The 23004-nt window shown below is 53.9% G+C and carries 17 protein-coding genes; 11 read left to right on the top strand and 6 right to left on the bottom strand.

From position 1 onward, the window contains the following. Positions 1-39: 39 nt before the first annotated feature. The 5 genes from hrpB to GSQ86_RS14695 form a co-directional block, all read right to left on the bottom strand. Complete coding sequence (hrpB, locus tag GSQ86_RS14710; RefSeq protein ID WP_158750701.1) at positions 40-2364, bottom strand: ATP-dependent helicase HrpB; 2325 nt, start codon at positions 2362-2364, stop codon at positions 40-42. Positions 2365-2437: 73 nt separating this feature from the next. Next, entirely contained in the window at positions 2438-3583 is a 1146-nt protein-coding gene (locus GSQ86_RS23560) for an SUMF1/EgtB/PvdO family nonheme iron enzyme (protein WP_254062402.1), read from the bottom strand. Beyond that, positions 3499-4602 (bottom strand): hypothetical protein, encoded by a 1104-nt coding sequence (locus GSQ86_RS23555; protein ID WP_254062401.1) that lies wholly within the window; start codon positions 4600-4602, stop codon positions 3499-3501. Before GSQ86_RS23555 ends, GSQ86_RS23560 begins: the two co-directional genes overlap by 85 nt. A 46-nt stretch (positions 4603-4648) precedes the next feature. Further along, positions 4649-5587, bottom strand: coding sequence for a ribokinase (gene rbsK / locus GSQ86_RS14700; protein ID WP_158750700.1), 939 nt, complete (start codon positions 5585-5587; stop codon positions 4649-4651). A gap of 29 nt (positions 5588-5616) precedes the next feature. After that, positions 5617-6606 (bottom strand): GRP family sugar transporter, encoded by a 990-nt coding sequence (locus GSQ86_RS14695; RefSeq protein ID WP_158750699.1) that lies wholly within the window; start codon positions 6604-6606, stop codon positions 5617-5619. Between GSQ86_RS14695 and GSQ86_RS14690 the strand changes: the two genes are divergently transcribed. Continuing rightward, complete coding sequence (locus GSQ86_RS14690) at positions 6588-6794, top strand: hypothetical protein (RefSeq protein WP_158750698.1); 207 nt, start codon at positions 6588-6590, stop codon at positions 6792-6794. The two genes, GSQ86_RS14695 and GSQ86_RS14690, sit on opposite strands and share 19 nt — an antisense overlap. A gap of 130 nt (positions 6795-6924) precedes the next feature. Here GSQ86_RS14690 and GSQ86_RS14685 read toward each other — a convergent pair whose 3' ends face one another. Continuing rightward, positions 6925-8313: an aminotransferase class V-fold PLP-dependent enzyme gene (locus GSQ86_RS14685; RefSeq protein WP_158750697.1), complete on the bottom strand. Its 1389-nt coding sequence runs from the start codon at positions 8311-8313 to the stop codon at positions 6925-6927. Positions 8314-8666: 353 nt separating this feature from the next. Here GSQ86_RS14685 and GSQ86_RS14680 point away from each other — a divergent pair, with 353 nt between their 5' ends. The 10 genes from GSQ86_RS14680 to GSQ86_RS14635 all read left to right on the top strand — a co-directional run bounded on the left by GSQ86_RS14680 (position 8667) and on the right by GSQ86_RS14635 (position 23003). Continuing rightward, positions 8667-9122 carry a RidA family protein gene (locus tag GSQ86_RS14680; protein WP_254062400.1) on the top strand — a complete coding sequence of 152 codons (456 nt, stop codon included), beginning with the start codon at positions 8667-8669 and terminating at the stop codon, positions 9120-9122. Positions 9123-9288: 166 nt separating this feature from the next. Further along, positions 9289-10143, top strand: a complete 855-nt coding sequence (locus GSQ86_RS14675) for an RraA family protein (RefSeq protein WP_254062399.1) — start codon at positions 9289-9291, stop codon at positions 10141-10143. Between the two features lie 298 nt (positions 10144-10441). Continuing rightward, positions 10442-13768 (top strand): TonB-dependent receptor, encoded by a 3327-nt coding sequence (locus GSQ86_RS14670; protein WP_158750695.1) that lies wholly within the window; start codon positions 10442-10444, stop codon positions 13766-13768. Between the two features lie 210 nt (positions 13769-13978). Further along, positions 13979-15331 carry an amidohydrolase/deacetylase family metallohydrolase gene (locus GSQ86_RS14665; RefSeq protein WP_174239977.1) on the top strand — a complete coding sequence of 451 codons (1353 nt, stop codon included), beginning with the start codon at positions 13979-13981 and terminating at the stop codon, positions 15329-15331. Between the two features lie 27 nt (positions 15332-15358). After that, entirely contained in the window at positions 15359-15820 is a 462-nt protein-coding gene (locus GSQ86_RS14660; RefSeq protein ID WP_158750694.1) for a DUF3299 domain-containing protein, read from the top strand. Beyond that, positions 15821-16504, top strand: a complete 684-nt coding sequence (locus GSQ86_RS14655) for an ABC transporter ATP-binding protein (RefSeq protein WP_158750693.1) — start codon at positions 15821-15823, stop codon at positions 16502-16504. Positions 16505-16545: 41 nt separating this feature from the next. Further along, positions 16546-17760, top strand: coding sequence for an ABC transporter permease (locus tag GSQ86_RS14650; RefSeq protein ID WP_254062398.1), 1215 nt, complete (start codon positions 16546-16548; stop codon positions 17758-17760). A gap of 132 nt (positions 17761-17892) precedes the next feature. Then, positions 17893-19203, top strand: coding sequence for an MFS transporter (locus GSQ86_RS14645; RefSeq protein WP_158750691.1), 1311 nt, complete (start codon positions 17893-17895; stop codon positions 19201-19203). A 105-nt stretch (positions 19204-19308) separates the two neighbouring features. Next, a complete protein-coding gene (locus GSQ86_RS14640; protein WP_158750690.1) occupies positions 19309-22383 on the top strand; it encodes a sensor histidine kinase in 3075 nt (1024 codons plus the stop codon). Then, positions 22380-23003 (top strand): response regulator transcription factor, encoded by a 624-nt coding sequence (locus GSQ86_RS14635; protein ID WP_158750689.1) that lies wholly within the window; start codon positions 22380-22382, stop codon positions 23001-23003. Before GSQ86_RS14640 ends, GSQ86_RS14635 begins: the two co-directional genes overlap by 4 nt. Position 23004 lies beyond the last annotated feature (1 nt).

Here is a 23004-nt window from a genome sequence, read left to right as displayed (position 1 = left end):
CGTCTGCGACGCAGGCATCTATAGTGAACGCTGCAGAGTTCAAGGGCGCTCCGGCCATGAGTGTCTGGGATAGCGTCGCATCAGCTCGCGGCGGACCTGAGGATAGAGTCTCTCCCAAAATCCAGCGAGATCCGTCGTAGTCTGCACAGGCCGCTGATTTGGTGCAAGCAGGTGAACGACGACAGGCGTTTGGGTCGCACCGATTCGAGGAGTTTCGCGCATACCAAAAAAATCCTGCAATCGTGAAGCAATCCAAGGCGGCTTGCCAAGCTCATAATGAATCTTCGTCTGCCGGCCACTTTGTAATCGAAGCGATTCTGGCGCTACCTGATTCAGCTGCCGGGCACCAACTTTCTGCTCCAGCAGCGAAACGAAATTTCGAGCTGCAGCTTTCAATTCTGCGAAGCTAAGAATCCCGAAACACAACTCTCGAAGAGTCTGCTGAATATCAGGAGGTTCAAAGCCAGCGAACGCGATGCGCGACAGGAGTTGATCGAGTTTATCTCGGTCGACAAAGCGCTCGATCCCGGCCTCCATCGCCTTCTTCGCAAGCAGCTCGGCCGCTGCCCCGGCATCAGGCACAGCACCGCGGGATTCCTGAATGATGAGTTCGTCATATAAGAGGACGCTCATTGCGTCCACACGTTCGGCTGAACGATTCCACAGAACACTGCATTGCTCCCGCACGCGATCAGGAAACAAATCGATGAGCCATTCTGGCTCAATCCGTGCTGTCATACGAATCCATGGCAGCGGCTTATCTTTGCGGTCTTCCGCATCGAGGGCAACCATGAACTCATACTGTGGAGGTGCGCCCATAACCTCAGCGGAGGCGCCAGTCGAGAGCTGCACCTGATTGCCCGAACGAAGCCGCGCGACCCTATCGGGGAAACCAGCCAATACCGACTTAAGCAGTGCATCCTCATCGTGATGCTTCTGCCGAGAAGGTCGCGCAATTCTACGTAGCTGCTCAAGCGGCTGCGAAAGGCGAGGATCGCGACGCTGATCCATGCCGGCGAGAAGATCATTGGTCCCAAAGTCCATACCCGATGCAAGCAGCGCAGCTGCCACGCAACCGTCGTCGCTGATCCCTCGCTCTATCGCCTCGACCAGAAGGCGCGACAGGCGTGGCGCAAGGGGAAAGCGTATCAGCTGCTGTGCCATTTTTCCGCTGGCCCCAAGTCGATCCAGTAGGAACTGTGCACTTTTGACTGCCGCTTCTGCCGGTGCATCGAGCCACTCGATATCTTTACCGACGTCGATCTGCATTGCCCTCAGCCCGAGCAAAAGCTGGGAGAGATCGCTGCGTAAAATCTCTGGAGTATCGTGCTCGGATCGTAATTGATAATCCTCGCTCGTGTAGAGGCGCAAGACGCGACCGGGACTGGTGCGACCTGCTCGTCCCGCTCTCTGCTTTGCGGAAGCCTTGCTGATCCGGCTGACCTCAAGTGTTTGCAATCCGGTCCATTGCGACCAGGTCGCGAGTCGAGCCAAACCGCTATCGATCACCGCGGTTACGCCGTCAACTGTAATGGAGCTTTCCGCAACGTTGGTCGCGAGAATAAGTTTGGGTTTTGCCGCAGGTGCAACTGCGCGGTCCTGGGCCTCTGGAGGCAAACTGCCATGCAGCGGCAAAATCAGCAGATCCGCTCGCCGCGCAGCATCCTGGCATTCGCGCATGGCTCGGTGAATCTCAGAAGCGCCAGGCAGAAACACCAGGATATCTCCCGAATGCTCCTCGGCAGTCAACCGTTCCAACGCCTGTCGTACTCGTACTTCGAGTGGCTGTGGCGAGTACGGTAGATGTTCTATCGAAAGCTCAAATAGTTTTCCAGGGCATCGTATGATCGGACAACCATTGAGATAGTGAGCGACAGAAGCGGCGTCGAGCGTGGCAGACATGATTACGATTCGCAGATCCGGCCGGCTGTTCTGAAGGCGCTTCAACAAGGCCAACGCAAGATCGCCCTCTAGATGGCGTTCGTGAAATTCATCTAACACGATGGCGTCCACGCCCTTTAAGAATGGGTCGGAAATCAGGCGTCGCGTCAACACGCCCTCAGTCACGAATCGAAGACGTGTACGCGGGCCGGCGACTTCGTCAAACCGAACATGGTAGCCAATCGTTTCGCCGATCTTTTCGCCCATTTCCGAAGCGACTCTTCGCGCAGCCATTCGCGCGGCGATACGGCGCGGTTCGAGCACGAGCACCTCGCCGCTCACGAGGCGAAGAAGCTCGGGCGGCACACGAGTCGTCTTGCCTGCGCCCGGCGATGCCTCGATCACGAGGTTAGGGGAGCGCTTCAGAGATGTAATGATTTCCGGAAGAATCCGATCGACCGGAAGGACAGTTTTGCGGTTCACCAATTTTCATCGAACCACGCCGTCCTCGCGGAGTCAATTCAAGGGGCCATTCGATGCTCACAATATCAGCGCATCATTCGGAATCCTTCACGCAACGGAAGCCAAGCGCTCCAGACCTGTCGTAGTCGGGTGCCATCAGTAAAAGCTTGCCATGCTGATCGTTCCGGTAAGCCTGCGGGAAGTACCAGACAGAGCTCTGAGGCTGGTAGTAGCTGCCACCACGCAGGATTCCGCCGCGCGTATGATCGTCAACGTACTCATCCGTCCACTGCGACACGTTGCCGACCATATCCATCACTTCAAATGGACTGGCGCCAGCCGGATGAGCATCCACGTTATCGGGGCCTCGCATTGTTCGGCTGCGATCCGGAACCGGCACCTTGCTTTTATCCCACTCGCTGCCCCAGGGATATAGGCGACCATCGGTACCCTGTGCCGCATATTGCCACTCCCATTCGTGCGGAAGGCGCTTGCCTGCCCACTTCGCGTAGGCCCGCGCGTCTTCCTGCGATACCCAGGTTACAGGCTTGTTGTCCCATCCCTCCGGATACTTGCCGCCTTTCCAGTCCTTCAGAAAATCCAGATCGTCCTTAGGACGGTAGTGAGTGGCATCGAGAAATTTCTTAAATTCCGCATTGGTGACGGGATATTTGTCGATATAGAAAGATGCGACGTGCATCTTTTGTTCGTGGTAACGATGCGGGATATCCTCCCAGGGATATTGCACGTCCACGCCCGCGTCGTTGAAGCCTTCAATCTCTATTCCTTCTACCTTGAATAGATAGTCGGCAGCAGGAACTCTCACCATGCCCTCAGGCGCAGAACTCGCAGGTTCTGTTTTCGCAATCTCTACCAATTGTTGCGGCAGAGGCTTCCATTCATGCGAATAGCTGGAAAGCTGCGTGGCCGTCATCTGTTTCATGCTGGCCATCAATTGCGTGATTTTTGTATCCGGCTCACCCGCGGTTGCCAGCACCGCACCGTAGCCATGATCTTCCATAGCAAACGACAATACCGCCTGGTCGCCATCGTGTTCCGGCGTTAGTTCTACGCCATGATAGAGATCGAAGTAGCGCATTCCAGACTTATAAGGAATGGAGATCTGCCTTCCGGAGACGTCATACTCATTGCGATTCACGATCGTCCATACTGTTTGCTCGCCGAGAGGCCATCTACTGGCAAAGACTCCGTAGCGGTGCGTCGGATAAACGGCTGCCATCCCTCGCTGGCGAAGAAGGGGGGCACGGCACGCTCGATAGTGGCTACGCGCCGGGTCGCTTCGCCATCCCGAGGCGTGATTCCATTCCAGATACCCCAGATGTTCTCCCAGCTCTCCCAGCCTTCGCCGTTGAAGAATGCATATTGAAGATCGTCTGTTTTATCGCGGTTCCAACGATGGGAGATGTTGACCTCGTGCAGCGGCTCAAGCCAGCGGAAACGATCTACCGTGGGTACAAAGTCAAACTTGTACTGCCCCCATGTAAGAACATTCCACGCGAGCGCTTCATCGCTCGGGCTGCCCTCTGGCTCAAAGACGAGCGGATGCCCAAGTTTGTCCGCAGCCAGCGAGAAGGCCAGCGGTACTCCATCCTGCGTGTCGCCGTTGATGCCGTCCGCGCCAATCTCTTTCATGGTTTCCGCAATCGCCTGTGGCCACGACGCTCCAGGGTCGCGTGTTCCCTGATCCCACATCATCATAGGAAACAGCACGTGTACACCGCGCCGATGGAAGTCAGCAATCATCTGACGCACGCCTGCCACTCCACCAGGCATGGAGCGAATCATGTCGTGCTGATTACGATTGTCGATACCCATATTCGGATACGTTGGCCAGATGAGCACTGCATCGATCCCTCCATAACGCTTCTCCAGGTCATCAAGATAACGGTCAACCGTATATCTCCCGGCTACAGGATCATAGAAGTAGCGATCCTGCACCATCATCTGCGGCTGCATGAAAGCCGATTGCGCCCACTTGAAAGCAGGCTGGTGGTAGCGATCGTTATTGTAGCCAATGCGAATCTTGCGTTCTGTTCTCCAGTGAGTAATGTCTTTCAACCAGTCGTCAAAATCCTGTGACGTACACGCCTGCGATCCTCCCTGCCATGCTCCTCTCTGTGTAAAACAATCCGGTGAAGGAAACTGCTGGCCAACGGGAGCATGGTGCGTATCCTGTGCCAGAGCAGGAATGGTAAGAAGCGCGAGAGCCATAGACGTCCCAAGAATCGTTAACCGCATGTACGCGATGTGTTTCCTTTCTGAACGAATTCCAGTTCAGACGACCTCACTGCTGCGCGCCCAATAGTTCGTCCACTTCGGCGCGAGACGGCATGGAAGGCTGCGCACCGGCTCGCGTGACGGAAACGGCTGCTGCGGCCACGGCAAAGCGCGCAGCCTTCATGTTCTCCATACCCAACATGAGAGCAGTGGCAAACGCCCCGTTAAATGCGTCGCCCGCGGCTGTGGTGTCCACGGCCTTTACGGTAAATGCGGGGATGATTTGTGACGAACCACCGGAGGACGCAAGATATACACCGCGAGCGCCCATCTTCAGCATCACGCTATCCACGCCTGTGCCGATGAAAATCTCCGCGACACGCGCAGGCTCCAGTTCGTCCGCACCTTTGGAGAATTGCGCAGCGAAAAATGCTGCTTCCGTTTCATTCGGCGTAAACCAACGCAGATGGCGAAATAAATCATCCGGCAATGCGTGCGCTGGCGCAGGATCGAGCATCAACGGAATGCCTTCCTGCTCGCATAAGCCGGCAAGGTACTGCACCGTCTCGATCGGTATCTCCAACTGCGCCAGCACAATTCCCGCTCCGCGAATCGTCTCCCGATGAGCGTCCAGATAATCCGGAGTAACGAATGCGTTGGCTCCCGGCGTGACAACGATACTGTTCTCTCCGCGCGGAAATACCGCAATCATTGCTACGCCCGAAGAACCTTCATATTTTTCTACGGCAGTCACATCTACGCCTGCTTCCAGAAGGTAAGAAAGCAGCTGTTCGCCGAACGCGTCCGTACCCACTTTGCCCACGAGCTGCACGGGATATCCGAGGTGAGCCACCGCCACAGCCTGGTTCGCTCCCTTTCCGCCGGGATGAACTTGAAAATCACTACCGCGGACAGTCTCCCCTGCCATCGGAATTTTCTCCGCGTTCGCGACGAGATCGATATTGATACTGCCTACAACTACAACCGGCTTTTGACTGGACGGCATATGCAATCCTTATCTCGATAATTCAATAGTCAGAACAAAGGCGCTAAAGCAATTGCTACCAAGCCAAGGATAAAAAATACAAACATCCATGTGAGCAAAGACTTGGCGCGAGCTGGAGCGGAGGCGAATTCTTTCCAGATAAAGACGCCCCAACAAGCTGAGATCATCGTCGCTCCCTGTCCGATGGAGTATGACACTGCGGGACCGACAATATGTGCGCGCGATGCGACAAAATTCAGAACCGCGCCAGTGCACCAGATCCCGCCGCCTAATATGCCCCACACATGCCATCGAGCAGGCGCCAATGCATAAGCCGACATGGCTACAGGTGTATTGCCGTCGAGCGGATGCCTCATCAGCAGAGTGTTCGCAATCAGGGAACAGCCAGCTACGCCCAAGGCAAACCAGAACGAAGTGGCATAAGGCCCCGGAGCATCCTGCCCACTCATCGCTTTGGAAACGAATGGATAGAAACAACCCATCAGCAAACCCGCTAAAAGGCTTAACGTGACGCCGCGTGTGCTCATCTTCTGCCGCGTCGATTCCCGCATGCGATAAGCTGCCGCATCCAGCACGATTGCCACGACGACAAGAGCAATTCCACAAAACAACATGACGGGATTGCCTGCAGGCGAAATGAGATAACTACTCACCGCACCCACAATGAGAGCAAGACCTATGCCAATTGGAAATGCTACTGCCAGCCCGGCGATATCAATGGCCGCCACTAGCAGCAGATTTGCAATGTTGAAAACGATTCCACCTACGACTGCAAGCCATATGTGATGAGCACCGCTGTGTCTCAGATCCGACAAAAATGAACGCCCGGTCACCCCGACGCTGCCCAGCGTCAAGCCCCAGAGCAGCGAACCGAGAACGAGGCCGGCAATATAGTCCCAGTAGAAGAGCTGAAACCGATAGCCGGGACACAACTTGACCGTGTTGGCCCAGGATCCCCAACACCACATGCTGACAACCATGAATGAGAGAGCTACGGTGTATGTCTCTGGCTGATACAAATGATTCTCCCCGTATTTTGATCGCTGCCTTCATCGCACAGACTTCAGAAGAAGAACTTCAACGCCAACTGCATGTGACGGCCTGGCCGAGCACCGGTAACGTATCCAAACTGGCTGGCTGGATTCACCTCGCGGCCATCATTCGTATTCATACTCGACCATTGTGTGTGATTGAAGGTATTGAATGAGTCAGCTCTGAATTGTAGTCTTTGCCCTTCGTCGAAAATGGGGAATTTCATCCGAAGCCTATCAAAGACTTCCGACGCTTCATAGGCGAAGGCTCCGCAGTAGAGCGCATAAGTGATTCATCCAAAAATCCTATGCTTTCGGAGCGGAACTGAATATTTCAACCAGTCGATCGGCGATCAACCTGTCCTCGCCATCCTTGAGCTGCCAGACGGCGAAACCGAAGCTGTTCGGGTCGCCGTCGTGTGGATGATGACCGCCGTGGTTGCTGCTGCCAATTGCTGGCGCGTTCGGATCGCGTCCGCGCATGCCGCCGACTCCGGCGCCCGTGCTGCCGATTCCCACTGGCCGGGTTTCGGCTAGCTTCTGTATAACCTCTTCGCCGGTAATATTCATTTTGGCCGGTTCGATCTGCCAGCTGTAATAAGGCGTCACGTTACCGAGAGCGTTCGGTTCGAACTTTCTTGGACGCGCCGTAACGCCGAACTTCGCGACCGCATCGGTAATAACTTTTGCACGCTCGTCGTACATCTTGACCGTCTCATCATAGTTTTGATTGACGAAGATCTCGAGCGCCTTCAGCAGTCCGAAGATCGTCTCCTTACCGACCTTGCAGCAACGACCGATGCGGTCTTCCTGCGGACTCATATTTAAAAGTGACCAGCGTATGAGTTCCTCTTTGCCGATGAGGATGCCGGAGGCTTGCGGTCCGCATATATCTTTGCCACCGCTGAAGGTAGTGAGATCGAAGCCAATTCCCGGGTATGTCCAGAGACGTTCTACCGGTGGCACGTCCGCAGATGCATCGTTGAAGGTGTAGAGATTGTGCGCACGAGCAATTTCAACGGTCTCAGGTCCGCTGACCTGGCCTTTGTCAGAAAGGATATTGGTAAAGTGTATGGCCACCGTCTTTGGGTTGATCGCGTTGATCATCTGTTCGCGCGTCTCCACTTCCACCAGCTTCGCTCCGGTCTGGCGTATCTGGTGATCGAAGGGGTAGCGATGGCTTTTCTGGATGATGACCTCGGTCCGAGGAAAATCGCTCACGTCGGGAATCGCGCGAAGACGCGGTTCGAGGTCTTCGGTCATCATGGCAGAGTAGCCAACCACCAGAGCGGCAGCCGCACCTCCTGTGACAAGACCCGTGTAGCCTGCCGGCGACTTGCAAAGCTTCGCGATAAACTTGCCCGCTGCGATCTCCAATTCGTCGATCATGACGAAATGCTGGTTGCCCATGCGGATCAACTCCATCACCTCCGGCTTCATCACCGATCCGCCCATGACAGTAATGGTGCCGTTAATATTGACCAGAGGTGTGACGCCAAGCTCGGCATAGATGTCGCCTGTCGAACCGAGTCCGCTCGTGATGGGCACGATGGGATTCCCGTCAATGGCAGGCGTGACGGGCTTGGACTTTTTGGAAAAAAGTCCTTCCGCACTCAGCTTCACGGGCGAGAACAGGCTGCCGGTAGCAGCGCCAAGCGCAGACAGAAAGGAACGGCGATTCCAACCAGACTTCATATTATTGTGCAGCTCCCCTTATTATGTTTCACGATCAGGCATTGATCGGTTCGATCCACAAGCTATTTATCAAGATCGTACAACTTCTAAAAACACAGCGCAGCCCGCACATCTTGCATTTCAATTCTTTAAGCCGTCGATCCGCTGTGTCATCAGCCTTTAGTCCCGGAAGGATATAGGTCAAATGGGTGCCCTTCTTCCATGCCCGGTAAAGACAGTAAGCATATTCATAGTTTTTTCAGATACCTGGCAGCTCGGAAGTAGGTTCTGTGTGAACGTTGATGCCGATTGCCCAAGGACGGAATAGAAAAGAGATGAGAGAATCGCTTGTCCACACAAAGACAGGAGAGCAGATGATGAAGACGAGAGACTCACGGATGGTAAAGCGCGGCCTCTGGCTAGCCGGATTATTAGCACTATGCGCTTCGGGCAGTGCCTTTGCCCAACACAAGGCTATAGGCTTTACGAAAGATATGCCCTTCAGCGATGGGTACGTTTCCGGCAACACACTTTATGTTGCTGGCCAGCAAGGGCCTGATGAGCATGGCAAGGTTACCGGCACCGATATCACGCTTCAAACTACGAACGCTATTGCTGCCGTCGAAAAAGTAGTGAAAGAAGCGGGATTTCAGATGAGTGACATCGTTTCCGTGACGGTTTACGTCACCGATCTAAATGATGTCGAAGCCATGAACAAGGTCTACATAAAGCTCATGCCGGTTCCAAAGCCCGCGCGCGCTACGGTGCAGGTGGCAGGCCTAATCGGTGGCGCAAAAATTGAAGTCTCTGCTATTGCGGTGAAACACTAGTCCTCATTCTTATATTGATGACATGGAGTTGGTGATGAAGTTCCGAATCAATTTTTTGAGATTTGGAACTTCGTCGCCCAGGAGGAAAGTTGTGAAAAGATTTCTATCCATTTTTTTGCTTGTCTGTAGCGTGCTGGCTGGAAAGCCTGCCTTTTCTCAGGTGAAAATGACGAAGGCACAGATTCTGTTCTACACGTCTGACTGGAAGGGCGATCGATTTCCGGATGGCCGCCCGAAGCTGCCCGATGACCTGCTTAAGCGCGCGCTCGATATCTCAATCGAGGATGTGTGGGACTATCTTCAGGGAAAAGGTTATCGCTGCCAGTTCGAAGGCGGTTGGCAGGCTCTCCATATCGAGAAGCCGTTTGCCGGGCGTGCGTTGACCGCGCAATATATGCCATCGCGCCCAGACATGACTAAAGCCATCGCCGCCGAAGGCAAAGCCGAAGGACGCGTGAGCTGGACCAACAGCTGGCCCATCAACGAGCTGCAGGAAGGCGATGTATATGTCGCTGACGGGTTTGGCAAGATTGTGGAAGGCACGCTGATCGGCTCAAATCTCGGAAGCGGCATTGCTGCTCACACCCATGCAGGATTCGTTTTTGACGCCGGGATCAGAGATCAGGCAGAGAATCGAGAGGTTCCAAACCTGAACGGATTCTATCGAGGCTATGATCCTTCGGCGTGGGCCGATATGACACTCACAGCGATCAACGCTCCGGTCCGGATCGGGCGGGCGATTGTGCTGCCTGGAGACCTGGTTCTGGCGAAAACCGATGGGGTGATCTTCATTCCTGCAATCCTTGCCGAGGACGCGATCAGCTCAGCCGAATTTACGAACCTGGAAGATGCTTTCAACTTCGAATTGAACAGTGAGGGCAAAAACGGCGGCGAATTCGAAGGAGGCTGGACGCCGCAAAAATATGACGCTCTCGCGAAATGGATCGATGCTCATCCCGAAAAGTTGAAGATGCCCCGCGCCGAATTCAACGCATTGCTCGAAAAGAAGAAGCGGCACTGAAAATCGGCCATAGGCCACGAGCTGCAGGCGAAAGCTCGTTCTGCCTGCCGATATTGAATTGTTTTCAAATGGGAAGCTATAGGACATTTGTCCTGTACAAAAATCGTATACCTGCCTCATGACAGGCGGCGTTTGCCGTTGTCCAATCCCTTCAAGTTCAAAGTTATAAAAAGCCAGCTGCGTGTCGCCTCATTGAGTATCTGCTGTGCACTACCGGCCTGACTGCGATAGTGCAACGGATCATCGGTTTCCCGGGCCCCGACTGGTTTCATTCAAAACTTGAAGGGAAAAAGCGAGCATGAAACGCCTGTTTTTACTCTGTATTCGGCCAGTGGCGGTAGTAGGAATCTTCCTGGTTGGCTCGATGTTGAGCGCCCAGGTTGCCAATAACACTGCTCTCGTGGGAACGGTACTGGATCCATTCGGTGCTCCTGTTTCCGGTGCGAACGTAACCGCTGTGAACGAGGCTACGAAAGTTGTCTACCCAGGCGCGACAAATGCAGACGGCTTTTACTCCATCACGTTTATCGCTCCTGGGACGTACGACATAACGGTAGAGCAATCGGGTTTTTCGAAGCTTACAAAAACCGGACGCATCGTGATTATTGACCAGGCGCAGCGAACAGACTTTAAGCTCGCAGTCGGGTCAGCATCGACATCGGTGACTGTTTCCGCGTCTTCACCACCAATTGCAACTGATGATGCGACAGTGGGGGAAACATTTAATACTAAAGCGGTTGAAGATCTTCCGCTCATTGGCCACAACGCGCTCGAAGTGGCCGCGACGGCATCGAACGTTATTATTGGACCGACGAGCAGTTATTCGGGCGTTCCTCCGGGCGAAGACTTTATCGGAGCTGGACAACGCGAGATTCAAAACAGCCTCAATCTCGACGGTGTTTCCATCATGAATAACCTGATCAGTCTTGCGCCGGCGCGCCCCAGTTCGGACATGATTTCTGAAGTACAAATGCAGAGCGGTAACTACTCCGCTCAGTATGGCTCGTATCTTGGGCTGCACATCAACCTGGTAAGCAAATCGGGCACCAACGATCTGCATGGCGCGGTTTACGACTATATCCAGAACACGTCTCTGAATGCGGCTCCCTTTCTCAATCCAGCAGGTACGCCGAAACCCATTCAGCACTATAACCAGTATGGCTTCGACCTTGGCGGGCCTGTCTTCATACCTAAGATCTACAATGGACGAAACAAAACTTTCTTCTTTGCTTCATATGAAAAGATCAACCAGGTACAGCAGTCGAATCAGGGGCCTGTTTCCACGTTAACGTCAGCGATGGAAGGAGGAGACTTTTCGTTCCTGAACGGCAGCCAGCAGCTTTTCGATCCGTATACGGGCCTTGCCTACCCTAACAATCAAATTCCAGCTTCCGAACTAAACACGCCTGCCGCACAGATTGCCAAAAACATCGAACAATATATTGCCCCGCCGAACCTTTCAGGCAGCACAAACAACTTGAATGTGAATTACCCGAGCAATCTTTTTATTCATCAGACACTCGATCGCGTGGATGAAAATATCGGTGATCACGTTCGTCTCTTCGTTCGCTACCACTGGCAGAACCTGAGTATCGTCGGCGGCGATCCCTTCCCCACCGATGCATCGTACGGACCGACCAACACCAGAAACATCGCGATTGGCTATACGCACATCATTACGCAAAATCTGATCAACGATTTCCGTATCGGCCTCAATACCGTCACCTCAAACAACCTGAACTATTTTGCTGAAAACGGCCTGACCGATGCCGGAACAAAGCTTGGCATTCCTGGATTCAATGCGGATTCGATCTATAACAACCCTGGTATTCCTTCCATCAATTTCGATACCTACCATGAGGCGGGAAACGATGCCTCGAACTGGTATCAGGATGATCGCACTATCGACGGCTACGACCAGTTGAGCTGGACTCACGGCAAACATACCATCATGGCTGGCGCCGAGTTACGCAAGCTTACTATCGGCCGCCAGGCAACGAACGAACCTCGCGGCTCGTTTAATTTTTCCGGCGCTGCCCCTACGGATGCGGGTTATACGAGTACAGGTTTCGGAGCAGCCGACTTCGTATTGGGACTGGCTCAAAATTCAATGACCCCGGTCCTGCCCGTCAAGGGATCGATAGGCGAATGGCGCGACGGCTTCTTTGTCCTCGACAACTGGCAGCCATTCCAAAAGCTGACTTTGAATTATGGTGTGCGTTACGAACTGCCAACCGTGCCTTATAGCTTAAACGGCTATGCGCGCATCCTGAATCCCGATGAGACTGCGCTGATTCCATCCTCGAGCGCTAATGTCGCCGCGGACTTCACTCCCACACCTGGCTTCAAATTCAACGGTCCAAATCATAATGACTGGGCCCCGCGTATCGGCTTTGCTTATCGCGCCACGGACATGACAACGCTGCGCGGAGGCTTCGGCATTTACTACAACGCGAATCAACTCAACACCTACACACTCACCACGCAGAATTATCCGCTGTCCGCTTCCGTCAATTACTTCACCACCGCAGCCAACTTGCTCTCACTATCAAATCCTGCTCCAGGCTCCGGATCGGGTTCGCCGCAGGCAGGCATTCCCGGCACCTACGTGAGCGCAGTAACCATGGGTCCATATCTACCCACGCAGACACTGTATCAATGGAATCTCTCCTGGGGCCAGGAGTTGTGGAAGGGTGCAGGCGCGGAACTCCAGTATCTGGGCTCGCACGCCATTCATCTGGACCGCGACTTCTACGACAACCAGCCACAGCCATCGACCAACAAAGACATTAACAGCCGCCGACCGAACCAGCTTTTTGGAACCATCCGGCGCATCCAGAACGACGAATACTCGCATTACAACGGTTTCACTGCGATTCTCCGCCAACGTGCGAGCCACGGATTGTCCGGCATGCTCAGCTATACCTGGAGTCATGATCTGGATATCACCGACAATTCAAACGGAGCCAGCACAACCATGGACCAGTACAACATCGGGCTCGATTACGGCGATTCGAATTGGGATATCCGTAATCGCTTCGTTGGCACGGCCACATATGAGTTGCCTAATATTCCGCACGCCAATGCGATTGTGCGGGGAGCGCTGGGAGGATGGCAGACAAATGCTATCGTGACACTGCAGTCCGGCGAGCCGTTTAACATCAACCTGGGTTTCGATAACGCGAACGTTGGCTTGCCAAGAGGCAATGTCCAACGCCCCAATGTGCTTCATAACCCAATGGCACATTGCAGTCTTAACGATTACATCAGAAATAATGGTTACAATAACGGCGGAACATCGTGCATCGATGCGACAGCGTTTGCGATTCCTGCTCCAGGAACATATGGAGACTCAAGACGCAATTCCATCCACGGACCGGGATTCAGCAACGTCAACTTCTCTCTCTTCAAGAACTTCAATATCTGGGAGAATCTGAAGTTCCAGTTCCGCGCTGAAGCCGGAAACCTCTTCAACCACCCCAGTGCCGGCAACCCTAACTCGGAGATTGAGCAGGGATTTGATCCAACCAATCCAGTCTCTACCAGTAATTTTGGTTCAGTCACAAGCACGAGCAGTTTCTATAGTCCACGCTCAATTCAACTTGCCGGGAAGCTGGTTTTCTGATGCCTTCTCTTTCGATGTTTGCCTCCATAGCGCCGCTGCACACGCAGCGGCCTCTCTTTGGCTCGCAAGGACCAGGAGCAGAGTATGGTAAGTAGTCGATTGACATATTTTGGCGAGACGACGAACCGATGACCATCAAGTTTCGTGGCCTCTGAGTTTCAAATTCCATCCCTTCGTATGATTATGGGTGGAGCTTCCTGGAGGGAGCAGATGTTGTTCAGAAAATATTATTTGTTTGCAGTCATGCTGGTCGGTGCTCTATCGCTGTGTGCCGGATCTGCTCGCGCTCAGGAATACGACATGATCCTGCAGGGCGGTCACGTCCTTGATGCGAAGAACCACGTAGACACAATTGAAGATGTTGCTGTCAAAGATGGGCTCATCGCGGAAGTCTCGCCGCATATCGATCCGGCGAAGGCAGTAAAGACGATCGACGTGAAAGGGTTCTATGTCACGCCAGGCCTCGTCGACATACACGAGCATGTGTACGCCGGCACAGGTGAGCGTGGCTCGTATGCAGGCGACAATAGCGTCTATCCTGATGGCTTCACCTTTCGTGTAGGTGTCACTACGGTCGTCGATGCGGGCGGCTCCGGCTGGCGTAATTTTGAAGATTTTAAGCAACGGATCATCGATCGATCACAGACTCGCGTACTCGCCGACCTGAATATAGTTGGCTCTGGCATGCGCGGTGCGAAGTATGAAGACAATCTCGATGACATGGATGGAGAAGCGACCGCCAAGATGGCCCTGAAATATCCCGGAGTCGTTGTCGGCATCAAGAGCGCGCACTTCACCGGTCCTGAATGGAAGCCCTACGAACAGGCTGTCATCGCAGGCAACATCGCGCATATTCCAGTCATGATCGACTATGGCGCACGTCGCATCGAACGGCCTCTCTATGATCTGCTTTCCACTAAACTTCGCCCCGGAGATATTTACACGCATTGCTATTCAGGTCTGCGCGGCGAGCAGGACCCGGTAACCGGCAAGGCCAGCAAAGCGATGCTGGTAGGACGTCAGCGCGGTATTTACTTCGATGTAGGACACGGTGGTGGTTCGTTTGCATGGACGGTGGCCATTCCTATGATGCAGGGTGGCTTTTTGCCGGATTCCATCTCTACCGACCTCCATATCAGCAGCATGAACGCTGGCATGAAGGACATGCTCAATGTAGCGGATAAGTTTCTGGCCATGGGACAGACCATTCCCCAGGTCGTTACAGAGATGACCTGGAATCCTGCTCACGAAGTTAAGCAGGATCAGCTCGGCAATCTCTCCGTCGGGGCACCTGCGGATATCGCTGTGCTCAGCGTCGAAAACGGAAAGTATGGCTTCGTCGACATGTACAACACGAAGCTGATGGGAACGCAGAAGCTTATCTGCCAATTGACTGTGCGTGGCGGAAAAGTCGTCTATGACCTCAACGGTATTTCCGCTGACATGTGGGACGCAAAGCCAACGAGTGATCCTAAGTTGGCCAAGCGATGGACAACCTTTACCGAACGGCCCTTTGGCGGCGCGGCGCATAAGAAGTTTTCGGAATCGACGCCAGCGAAATAAGACAAGGTTCTCCGATTGGGAAAGCTAATGATGCGATTTCTTCCAACGAAAAATTCGACTCGGACTCTGGCGTGGGTGGGCATCTTTTTCGCTGCGCAGGCTCTTTATGCCGCAGCGCCTGCCCCGCAGTCGGTTGGTTGGAGCACGTTGAAGTTGCTGACATCATCAACTCCTGCAACCTCACCTGTGAGACAGCTTGACGGTAAGCTGGTTTCAATACCTGGCTTCATGGTCCCGCTGGAAGACGATGCGCAGGAGGTCACCGAGTTTCTTCTTGTCCCCTATGCCGGCGCATGCATTCACGTTCCACCGCCTCCTCCAAACCAGATGGTCTATGTCAAACTCGTGCACGGTGGCAAGGCCAAAATGTCATTCACGGAACCCATTGTTGTGACAGGGACATTGAAGATATCGAATGTAAAAAGTCCTTACGGCGATGTCTCTTATAACCTCGACGGAGAAACCGTCAAACCTTATGTGGAGCAATAATTGCCAGCAGTCTATCTGCAGAATGTCATTTTTTCTTACGAGCGCAATGCTCCACTGCTCCAGATCGATGAGCTGCTGATCGACGAAGGAGAGCGCGTCTTTCTTTATGGACCCAGCGGTAGCGGCAAGACAACGCTGCTTGGACTCGTTGCGGGTGTTCTGCATGCGAATAAAGGTGAGGTGCGAGTTCTTGGGAAGGATCTGACTCGTTTGTCGTCTTCCGCCAGAGACCGTCACCGCGGCGCAGAGATGGGCTATATTTTTCAGAGCTTCAACCTGATTCCCTACCTTTCGGTGCGCGAAAATATCGCGCTTTCCTGCCATGTGCATGCAAAACGAATGAAACGCATCACCGCCTCTACGCTTGATGGAGAAATTTTGCGTATCGCCAGCCGGCTCGATCTGGATGGTTTTTTAAATAAGCCAGTGACAAAATTGAGCACCGGCCAGCAACAACGCGTTGCCATCGCCCGCGCTGTGATCGGTGCGCCTCGCCTCGTCATCGCCGATGAGCCGACATCATCACTTGATCGGGACCGGCAGGAGAGCTTTCTTCGCCTGCTTATAGAAGTCTGTAACGAAGCTCGTTCGACACTTATCTTTGTCAGCCACGACAGCTCGTTGATGTCTCGCTTCGAACGCCATATATCGGTATCGGAGATCAATCAGGTGGTCTCATGCTAGTTTTACTGCGGCTTGCTTTCTCTTCTTTAAAAAGCCGGAAAGTGACAACCAGCCTCACGGTCTTTTCCATTGCGCTAAGCGTGCTGCTGCTGGTAGGTGTCGATCGTATTCGCCAAGGGGCTCAGGAGGGCTTCTCAGGCACGCTCAGCCAGACAGATCTCGTTGTTGGCGCGCGCGGAGGTTCACTACCGCTTCTTTTGTATGCTGTCTTTCATATAGGCACGCCCTCAAATGATCTTTCTTATGCCTCATATGAGCATTTTCGAGATCATCCGGCAGTTCAGTGGACCATTCCCTTCTCCATGGGCGACAGCCATCATGGCTATCGTGTAATTGCCACTGACGATAATTTCTACGAGCACTACCGTTTCCATCGCGACCGCGCTATTCAGTTTGCTGATGGCGCGCGACCCGAGGGCATATTCGATGCCACAATCGGCAGCGAAGTTGCGCAGCGCCTCGGCTATCACGTCGGCTCGAAGATCGTCTTGAGTCACGGATTGGAAACAGTGAGCCTCCTGAAACATGCCGACAAACCTTTTACTGTGGTCGGCGTTCTGGGCCGCACGGCAACACCTGTCGACAGTGCCATTTACATTACGCTCTACGGTGAGGAAGCGCTCCACATCGACTGGGCCGACGGCACACCGCCCGCCCTGGGAGAAGAGCTTCCTGCTGCGAAAATCCGCAAGGAAGACCTGCATATCAAGGAGATCAGTGCGTTCCTTGTTCGCACGCGGTCGCGAGTCGATACCCTGCTGCTGCAGCGCGAGATCAATACCTATAAAGACGAACCTCTAACCGCTATCATCCCAGCTCTCACGCTGCAGGAGCTGTGGAACCTCCTCGGCTATGCCGACGTTGCTCTCTCTCTCGTGAGTGGCGCGGTGCTCGTCGTAGGGCTTCTGGCCATGCTCATTGCGCTATATACCGCTTTAAATGAGCGCAGAAGAGAAGTTGCTGTTCTACGCGCCATCGGATTCCACGCCCGGCAGATTTTTGCTCTTTTCGTGCTGGAGTCGACACTTATCAGTGCTGTGGGGGTGGCCTTTGGCCTTGCTGCAGCCTACGGCTTGCTCTGGATTGTTCGCGCACCGGTAGAGGCGCACTTTGGAATACCTTTGATGATGGTTGGTTTCTCGTCACGCGTGTCGCTTTATGCTTGTGTAGTCTTGCTGGCCGGGGCACTTCTAGGCTGCGTACCTGCAATTCGGGCTTACCGTAATGGTTTAATTGATGGTCTCAATGCACAATGAAAGGATCGAGGATGCTCGTGCAAAGCTGAAGATGCATAAAAGCACGCTTGTCGAAAGTCGATCGATCCGAATATATGCAATCCCATAATGATTTTAATGAGCACTGGCGACGGTGCTTCCAGCGGAGTATAGATGTCTCCTGAGCGTCGGACGCGGGTGCGGTATTACCTATCGTTTCTTCTTTTTGTTCTAAGCGGTGTTGCCTTCCTGGACCGCACCAATATATCTATCGCCGGGCTGCAGATCAGCTCAGAGTATGGACTGGGAAATCAGCATCTTGGCTGGATATTCTCCGCTTTTCTTGTTGGTTACGCCGGATTTCAGATCCCGGCCGGATGGCTCGCCGCCCGGTTCGGGCCACGGCGCGTTCTGGCGTTTGGCGTGTTGTGGTGGGGGGTAGTGACTGAGCTCACGGCTCTGCTGCCAACAAACATGCCGCATGCGGTTCTCGTTCTCATCGCGATCCGCTTTGCACTCGGCGCCGGTGAATCCGTTGTATATCCGGCAGCCAATCAGTTTGTGGCGCGATGGATTCCGCAGCAGGAGCGTGGCTTTGTCAACGGTCTCATTTTTGCAGGTGTGGGCGCCGGCAGCGGCCTTACTCCTCCTTTGCTGACATGGCTCATTGGGAACCATGGATGGCGCGCCGCTTTCTGGTTCAGTGCATTGATCGGAGTGTTTGCCGGAATTCTTTGGTGGTATACAGCCAGAGATACACCGGAAGAACATCCCGCTGTCTCGCCTTCAGAATTGCAGATCATTCAATCAGGACTTGAGGCTTACCAGGTCCATCCAACATCTGCCGGGGTTACAACTCACAAGTCAGGTGACTCCGGTATTTCGTGGAGGGCAATTTTTCATCGGCGCGATCTCGCTGCACTCATGGTTGGATATTTTAGCTTTGGCTACATCGCCTGGATTTTCTTCAGCTGGTTTTTTCTTTACATGGCACAGGTACGCGGCTTCAATCTGAAGGCGAGCGCACGCTATGCAATGCTTCCATTTTTATCGATGACTGTTTTCTGTCTCGTTGGCGGAGCGTTGAGCGACCGCTTGACCCGCAAATATGGACTTCGCACAGGAAGGTGCGCCCTCGCAGCCGCAGCGCTTTTTTTAACTGCCGCCTTTCTTGTTGTTGGCTCACAGGTCCATAGCCCAAGCCTCGCTGGAATTATTTTGGCGGGTGGCGCTGGAACGCTTTATCTCTCACAGAGTTCATTCTTCTCGGTTTCAGTCGATATTGCAGGCCGAAGCTCCGGGGTCTTCTCGAGCATCGTGAATATGGGGGGCCAGATCGGCGGTGCCGTAACAGCGTCTCTTACACCGTGGATTGCACAGCACTTCGGCTGGACCAGCTCTTTTGGTTCAGCGGCAGTGCTTGCTCTTATCGGCGGACTTTGCTGGTTAGTAGTTCACCCGGAAAGGCCTCTCGAAAGCCCCTAGGAAGTGTTAACGAAATCGACAAATCTAATACGCGGGATAACTACTTTTTTAGTTTCCTTTACAATACCCACCCATTTGTGATGCCGTATGAATATCACTCACGGCATGAGTCGCTCTGTTCGATGTCCGCTCAAGCTCGCCCGCTGGCGTCCTGGGACTGTCACAGTACAGTTGTGGATTTTTGTCGTGTTCTCGCTTGCGAGTCTTGGTATTGCATATCCGGCAATCGCATCACAAACCAGTCTCCGGCTTTCCGAATATCAGAAGCAGTATTGGCAGGTAGAAGACGGCCTTCCGGAGAACAATGTCCGCATGATCACGCAGCGGCCTGATGGACTCCTATTGCTTGCCATGTCATCCGGTCTGGCTACCTTCGATGGGCTTCATTTCCAGAGCCTTTCTATTCCCGGTGATGTGGATGGCGAGGCTGTCAATGCTGCCGTGTTTGGACGAAATGGTAATCTCTGGATCGGCACGGATGGACGCGGTGTGCTGCAATACAGCGGGTCCGGAACTCCAAACAATATCAGTGAGCTTGCCGGTCGTATGAATGAGCGCATTCGCATGCTCTATGAGGATGCCGCCGGCTCTCTCTGGATCGCCACACAGAACGGCATCGAAAGATATCGCGACGGCCAGTTGCAGGTTTTCAGCGAAGCCGGGATGATCTCCGGCGATATTACATCTCCCTTTGCGGAAGACGACCGCGGAGGCATTTTCTTTGTTACTTCCAATGGGCTCTTCCACCTGATGAGAGGCAAACCAAAGCCATACACGCTGCGAAACACGGCGCTTGGGAAGCCGGTTGCAGTATATCGCGACCCACAACACAAGCTTTGGGTTGGAACCATGAATGGTGTCGTTCGGCTAGTGCCGCGAGATAAAAGCACAGAGTATGACGAAGTCGTGGCGGCCCGCAGCAAGAGCCCGGTGACGGTACTTCTGGGAGATGCTCAGAGCAATCTCTGGTTTGGTACACGACACAATGGTCTCTGGCGAATTGGTGATGACGGTTTGACCTCATGGCGATCACGCAATGGATTGCCGGATGACACGATCAGTTCCTTGTTTCTTGATAGCGAGCAGAACTTATGGATGGGTATGGAGACAGGCGGCCTGAGCCGCTGGCGTAAAGCACCCTTTGCCGCCTACGGTGAGCCAGAGGGTTTACCCGCAACGTATGCCGCAAATGTTTTTGCAGACAGCCACGGCGATCTCTGGCTCGGCACATGGGGCAACGGTCTCTATCGCATTCATGATGGAAAGCTGATCAATACCACTCCACAAGGCTTGTCAGTTGCGACACCGATTCGCGCTCTTGCCGAAAATCAGCATGGGCAACTGTGGGTTGGGACATGGTTCGATGGAGTGTATCGCTATGACGGAAAATCCTTTCGCCACTACCTGCTCGGCAATGAGTCGCCAGGGAATGCGGTCAGCTCGATTCTGGTAGATCACAAAGGTGGTCTATGGATTGGCACATATACAGGCCTTCTCTATTTCGCAAATGGGGAACCGGACGCGAAGCTGCGCTCTCTATTCCTTGATTCAAAGCTGATCACCTGCCTGCTTGAAGACACAGATGGATCGATCCTCGTCGGCGCAAGCACCGGTCTCTTTCGCGTGCGCGATGGACACTCTTCTCCCATCACTGATTTGCCGCATCCTCATGTGATCTCGCTCATGCGAGACAGTCTCGGCTACACATGGATCGGCACGAAGGGCGGTGGACTGTCTCTTCTCAGGAATGATCGAGCGGAAGCACTGAATGCCAGGAGCGGGTTGCCGATGCTTCCGGTGCGCACGGCCATTGAGGACGGCGATGGCCATCTCTGGCTGGGGACATCGCACGGTGTGGTGCGGGTGAAAGTCTCGGCCCTGCACGCTCTCGCCGACGGGCAGGAATCGTATCTTGCTCCCGTTCTTTTTGGGCGATCCGACGGCATGCGATCGAGCGAGTGCAGCAGTCCTTCCACGCCGGCATCTACTCGCGCTGCCGATGGCATGCTCTGGTTCGCGACCACCACAGGCTTCGCGCACACGACGGATATCGCAGAAGCCTCGATAGCCTCGCATCCAATCGTCCCGGTTTTGGGTTGGACGCTAACCGATGATCTGAATCCTGAGCACTCGCTTACCGGCGATCACGTCGATATCCAAGCCGGCCAATCGGATGTTACGTTTCTCTTCAACGCCGTCCATCTATCGAACCCTTCACAGATTGAGTTCCGTTATCGCCTAGCCAACTACGATTCTGAGTGGACGACAAGCCATGCACGCTTAGCTCGCTATCGTCGTCTTCCGCCAGGTAAATATCGTTTTGAAGTTCAGGCGCGTCACAGTGGGCAGGCGTGGGACTCTGCTGTGACTGCCATATCCGTCACACAGAAAGGCTATTTCTATCAGACCTGGTATTTCTATCTGGCGATGCTCGTCCTCGCTACCGCTTTGGCCGTGCAGTTTTTCAAGCAGCGCGTGCAGTTGGTAAAGGGACGCATCGGCGTCGTCATCGAAGAACGGAACCGGATCGCCCGTGAGTGCCACGATACCCTGATGGCCGGGTTTGCTGCCATTTCCTGGCAGCTTGAGGCGACAGCAAAGATTTTCCGCGATGGTGCGCTGATGGATACGCCGGCGGCGAAATCCTGCGATCTCGCCCGCAGCATGGTTGCCCACTGTCAGGCTGAGGCGCGGCGCATTATCTGGGACCTGCGAGATACAGGTTACATGACCAATATCCTTTCGCATGCGCTCTCGCATACACTGAATTCCCAGGAATCGGGCGACTCTCCAACAATCACGTTTCGTGTGGAAGGAGATGAGATTCCACTGGCCCCTGCTTATGTTCATCATTTGGTATGCATCGGACAGGAGGCTGTCTCCAATGCAATGCGGCATGCATCGCCGTCACACATCGCTGTGCATCTGCGGTATGAGGCGAACGCTCTCAATCTCACCATTCGTGATGACGGCAATGGATTCCGCGGAGATTCGTTCAAGGTAGGACACTTTGGCATACCTGTCATGGAAGAGCGGGCGAGAAAAGTAGGTGGAGTACTGCGCCTTCAGAGCTCGTATGATGAAGGCACGGAAGTGTCAGTGAACGTCTCCTTCAATGCTTTGCAGGACGTCACCCGACAGCAGCAGCAACAGTACATTGTTCCCTGGATTGGCATATGAAAGAGATTCGCGTTCTTCTCATCGAAGACCATTTTCTGGCACGCATGGCACTTCACTCCGTCCTCTCAGGGCATTCTCAAATCCGTATCGTTGGCGAAGCGTCTGACGGCGAAGAAGGGATCGCGATGTACCGATCCTTGCAGCCCGATGTGGTGGTACTCGATCTGCGGCTTCCCGGCATGAGCGGCTTTGAGGTAATCACGCGGTTGCGGCAGGAATTCTCCAGGGCACGCATTGTAATTCTCTCGAACTATCAGGGGAGCGAGGACATCTACCGTGCCGTGCGCTTCGGCGCAATGGCTTATCTTACGAAAGATGCCAGCGGTGAGGAGCTGGTCAGCGCAATTCAAAGCGTAGACCGTGGCCTTCGCTATCTTCCGCGCCTTGCGCTTGATCGACTGGCCGAGCGCATTCCCTCGGTCGATCTCACCCCACGGGAATCTGAAGTGCTGGCATGCATCACACAGGGGCGATCGAATCGGGAGATCGCCGACGAATTGCACATCGCGGAAAAAACAGTGCGTATTCATGTGTCTTCTGTTTTAGATAAGATGGGAGCCCGTGACCGAACGCAGGCTACAATCTACGCACTTCAGCGTGGACTGATCCATCTGGACTAAA

Origin of the sequence: Acidobacterium sp. S8 (genome assembly GCF_009765985.1) — a bacterium.
In the GTDB taxonomy this organism is placed as follows: domain Bacteria; phylum Acidobacteriota; class Terriglobia; order Terriglobales; family Acidobacteriaceae; genus Alloacidobacterium.
The sequence above is the reverse complement of the archived record's forward strand: the minus strand, read 5'-3'. Positions and strand labels throughout refer to the sequence as shown.

Bases quoted from the DNA above. Each gene is read 5' to 3' on its own strand.
- GSQ86_RS23560 (WP_254062402.1), bottom strand. From the start codon at position 3,583: ATGGCAGCCGTTTATCCGACGCACCGCTACGGAGTCTTTGCCAGTAGA.
- GSQ86_RS23555 (WP_254062401.1), bottom strand. From the start codon at position 4,602: ATGCGGTTAACGATTCTTGGGACGTCTATGGCTCTCGCGCTTCTTACC.
- rbsK (WP_158750700.1), bottom strand. From the start codon at position 5,587: ATGCCGTCCAGTCAAAAGCCGGTTGTAGTTGTAGGCAGTATCAATATC.
- GSQ86_RS14690 (WP_158750698.1), top strand. From the start codon at position 6,588: ATGTCTCTGGCTGATACAAATGATTCTCCCCGTATTTTGATCGCTGCC.
- GSQ86_RS14685 (WP_158750697.1), bottom strand. From the start codon at position 8,313: ATGAAGTCTGGTTGGAATCGCCGTTCCTTTCTGTCTGCGCTTGGCGCT.
- GSQ86_RS14680 (WP_254062400.1), top strand. From the start codon at position 8,667: ATGATGAAGACGAGAGACTCACGGATGGTAAAGCGCGGCCTCTGGCTA.
- GSQ86_RS14675 (WP_254062399.1), top strand. From the start codon at position 9,289: ATGACGAAGGCACAGATTCTGTTCTACACGTCTGACTGGAAGGGCGAT.
- GSQ86_RS14670 (WP_158750695.1), top strand. From the start codon at position 10,442: ATGAAACGCCTGTTTTTACTCTGTATTCGGCCAGTGGCGGTAGTAGGA.
- GSQ86_RS14665 (WP_174239977.1), top strand. From the start codon at position 13,979: ATGTTGTTCAGAAAATATTATTTGTTTGCAGTCATGCTGGTCGGTGCT.
- GSQ86_RS14660 (WP_158750694.1), top strand. From the start codon at position 15,359: ATGATGCGATTTCTTCCAACGAAAAATTCGACTCGGACTCTGGCGTGG.
- GSQ86_RS14645 (WP_158750691.1), top strand. From the start codon at position 17,893: ATGTCTCCTGAGCGTCGGACGCGGGTGCGGTATTACCTATCGTTTCTT.
- GSQ86_RS14640 (WP_158750690.1), top strand. From the start codon at position 19,309: ATGAGTCGCTCTGTTCGATGTCCGCTCAAGCTCGCCCGCTGGCGTCCT.
- GSQ86_RS14635 (WP_158750689.1), top strand. From the start codon at position 22,380: ATGAAAGAGATTCGCGTTCTTCTCATCGAAGACCATTTTCTGGCACGC.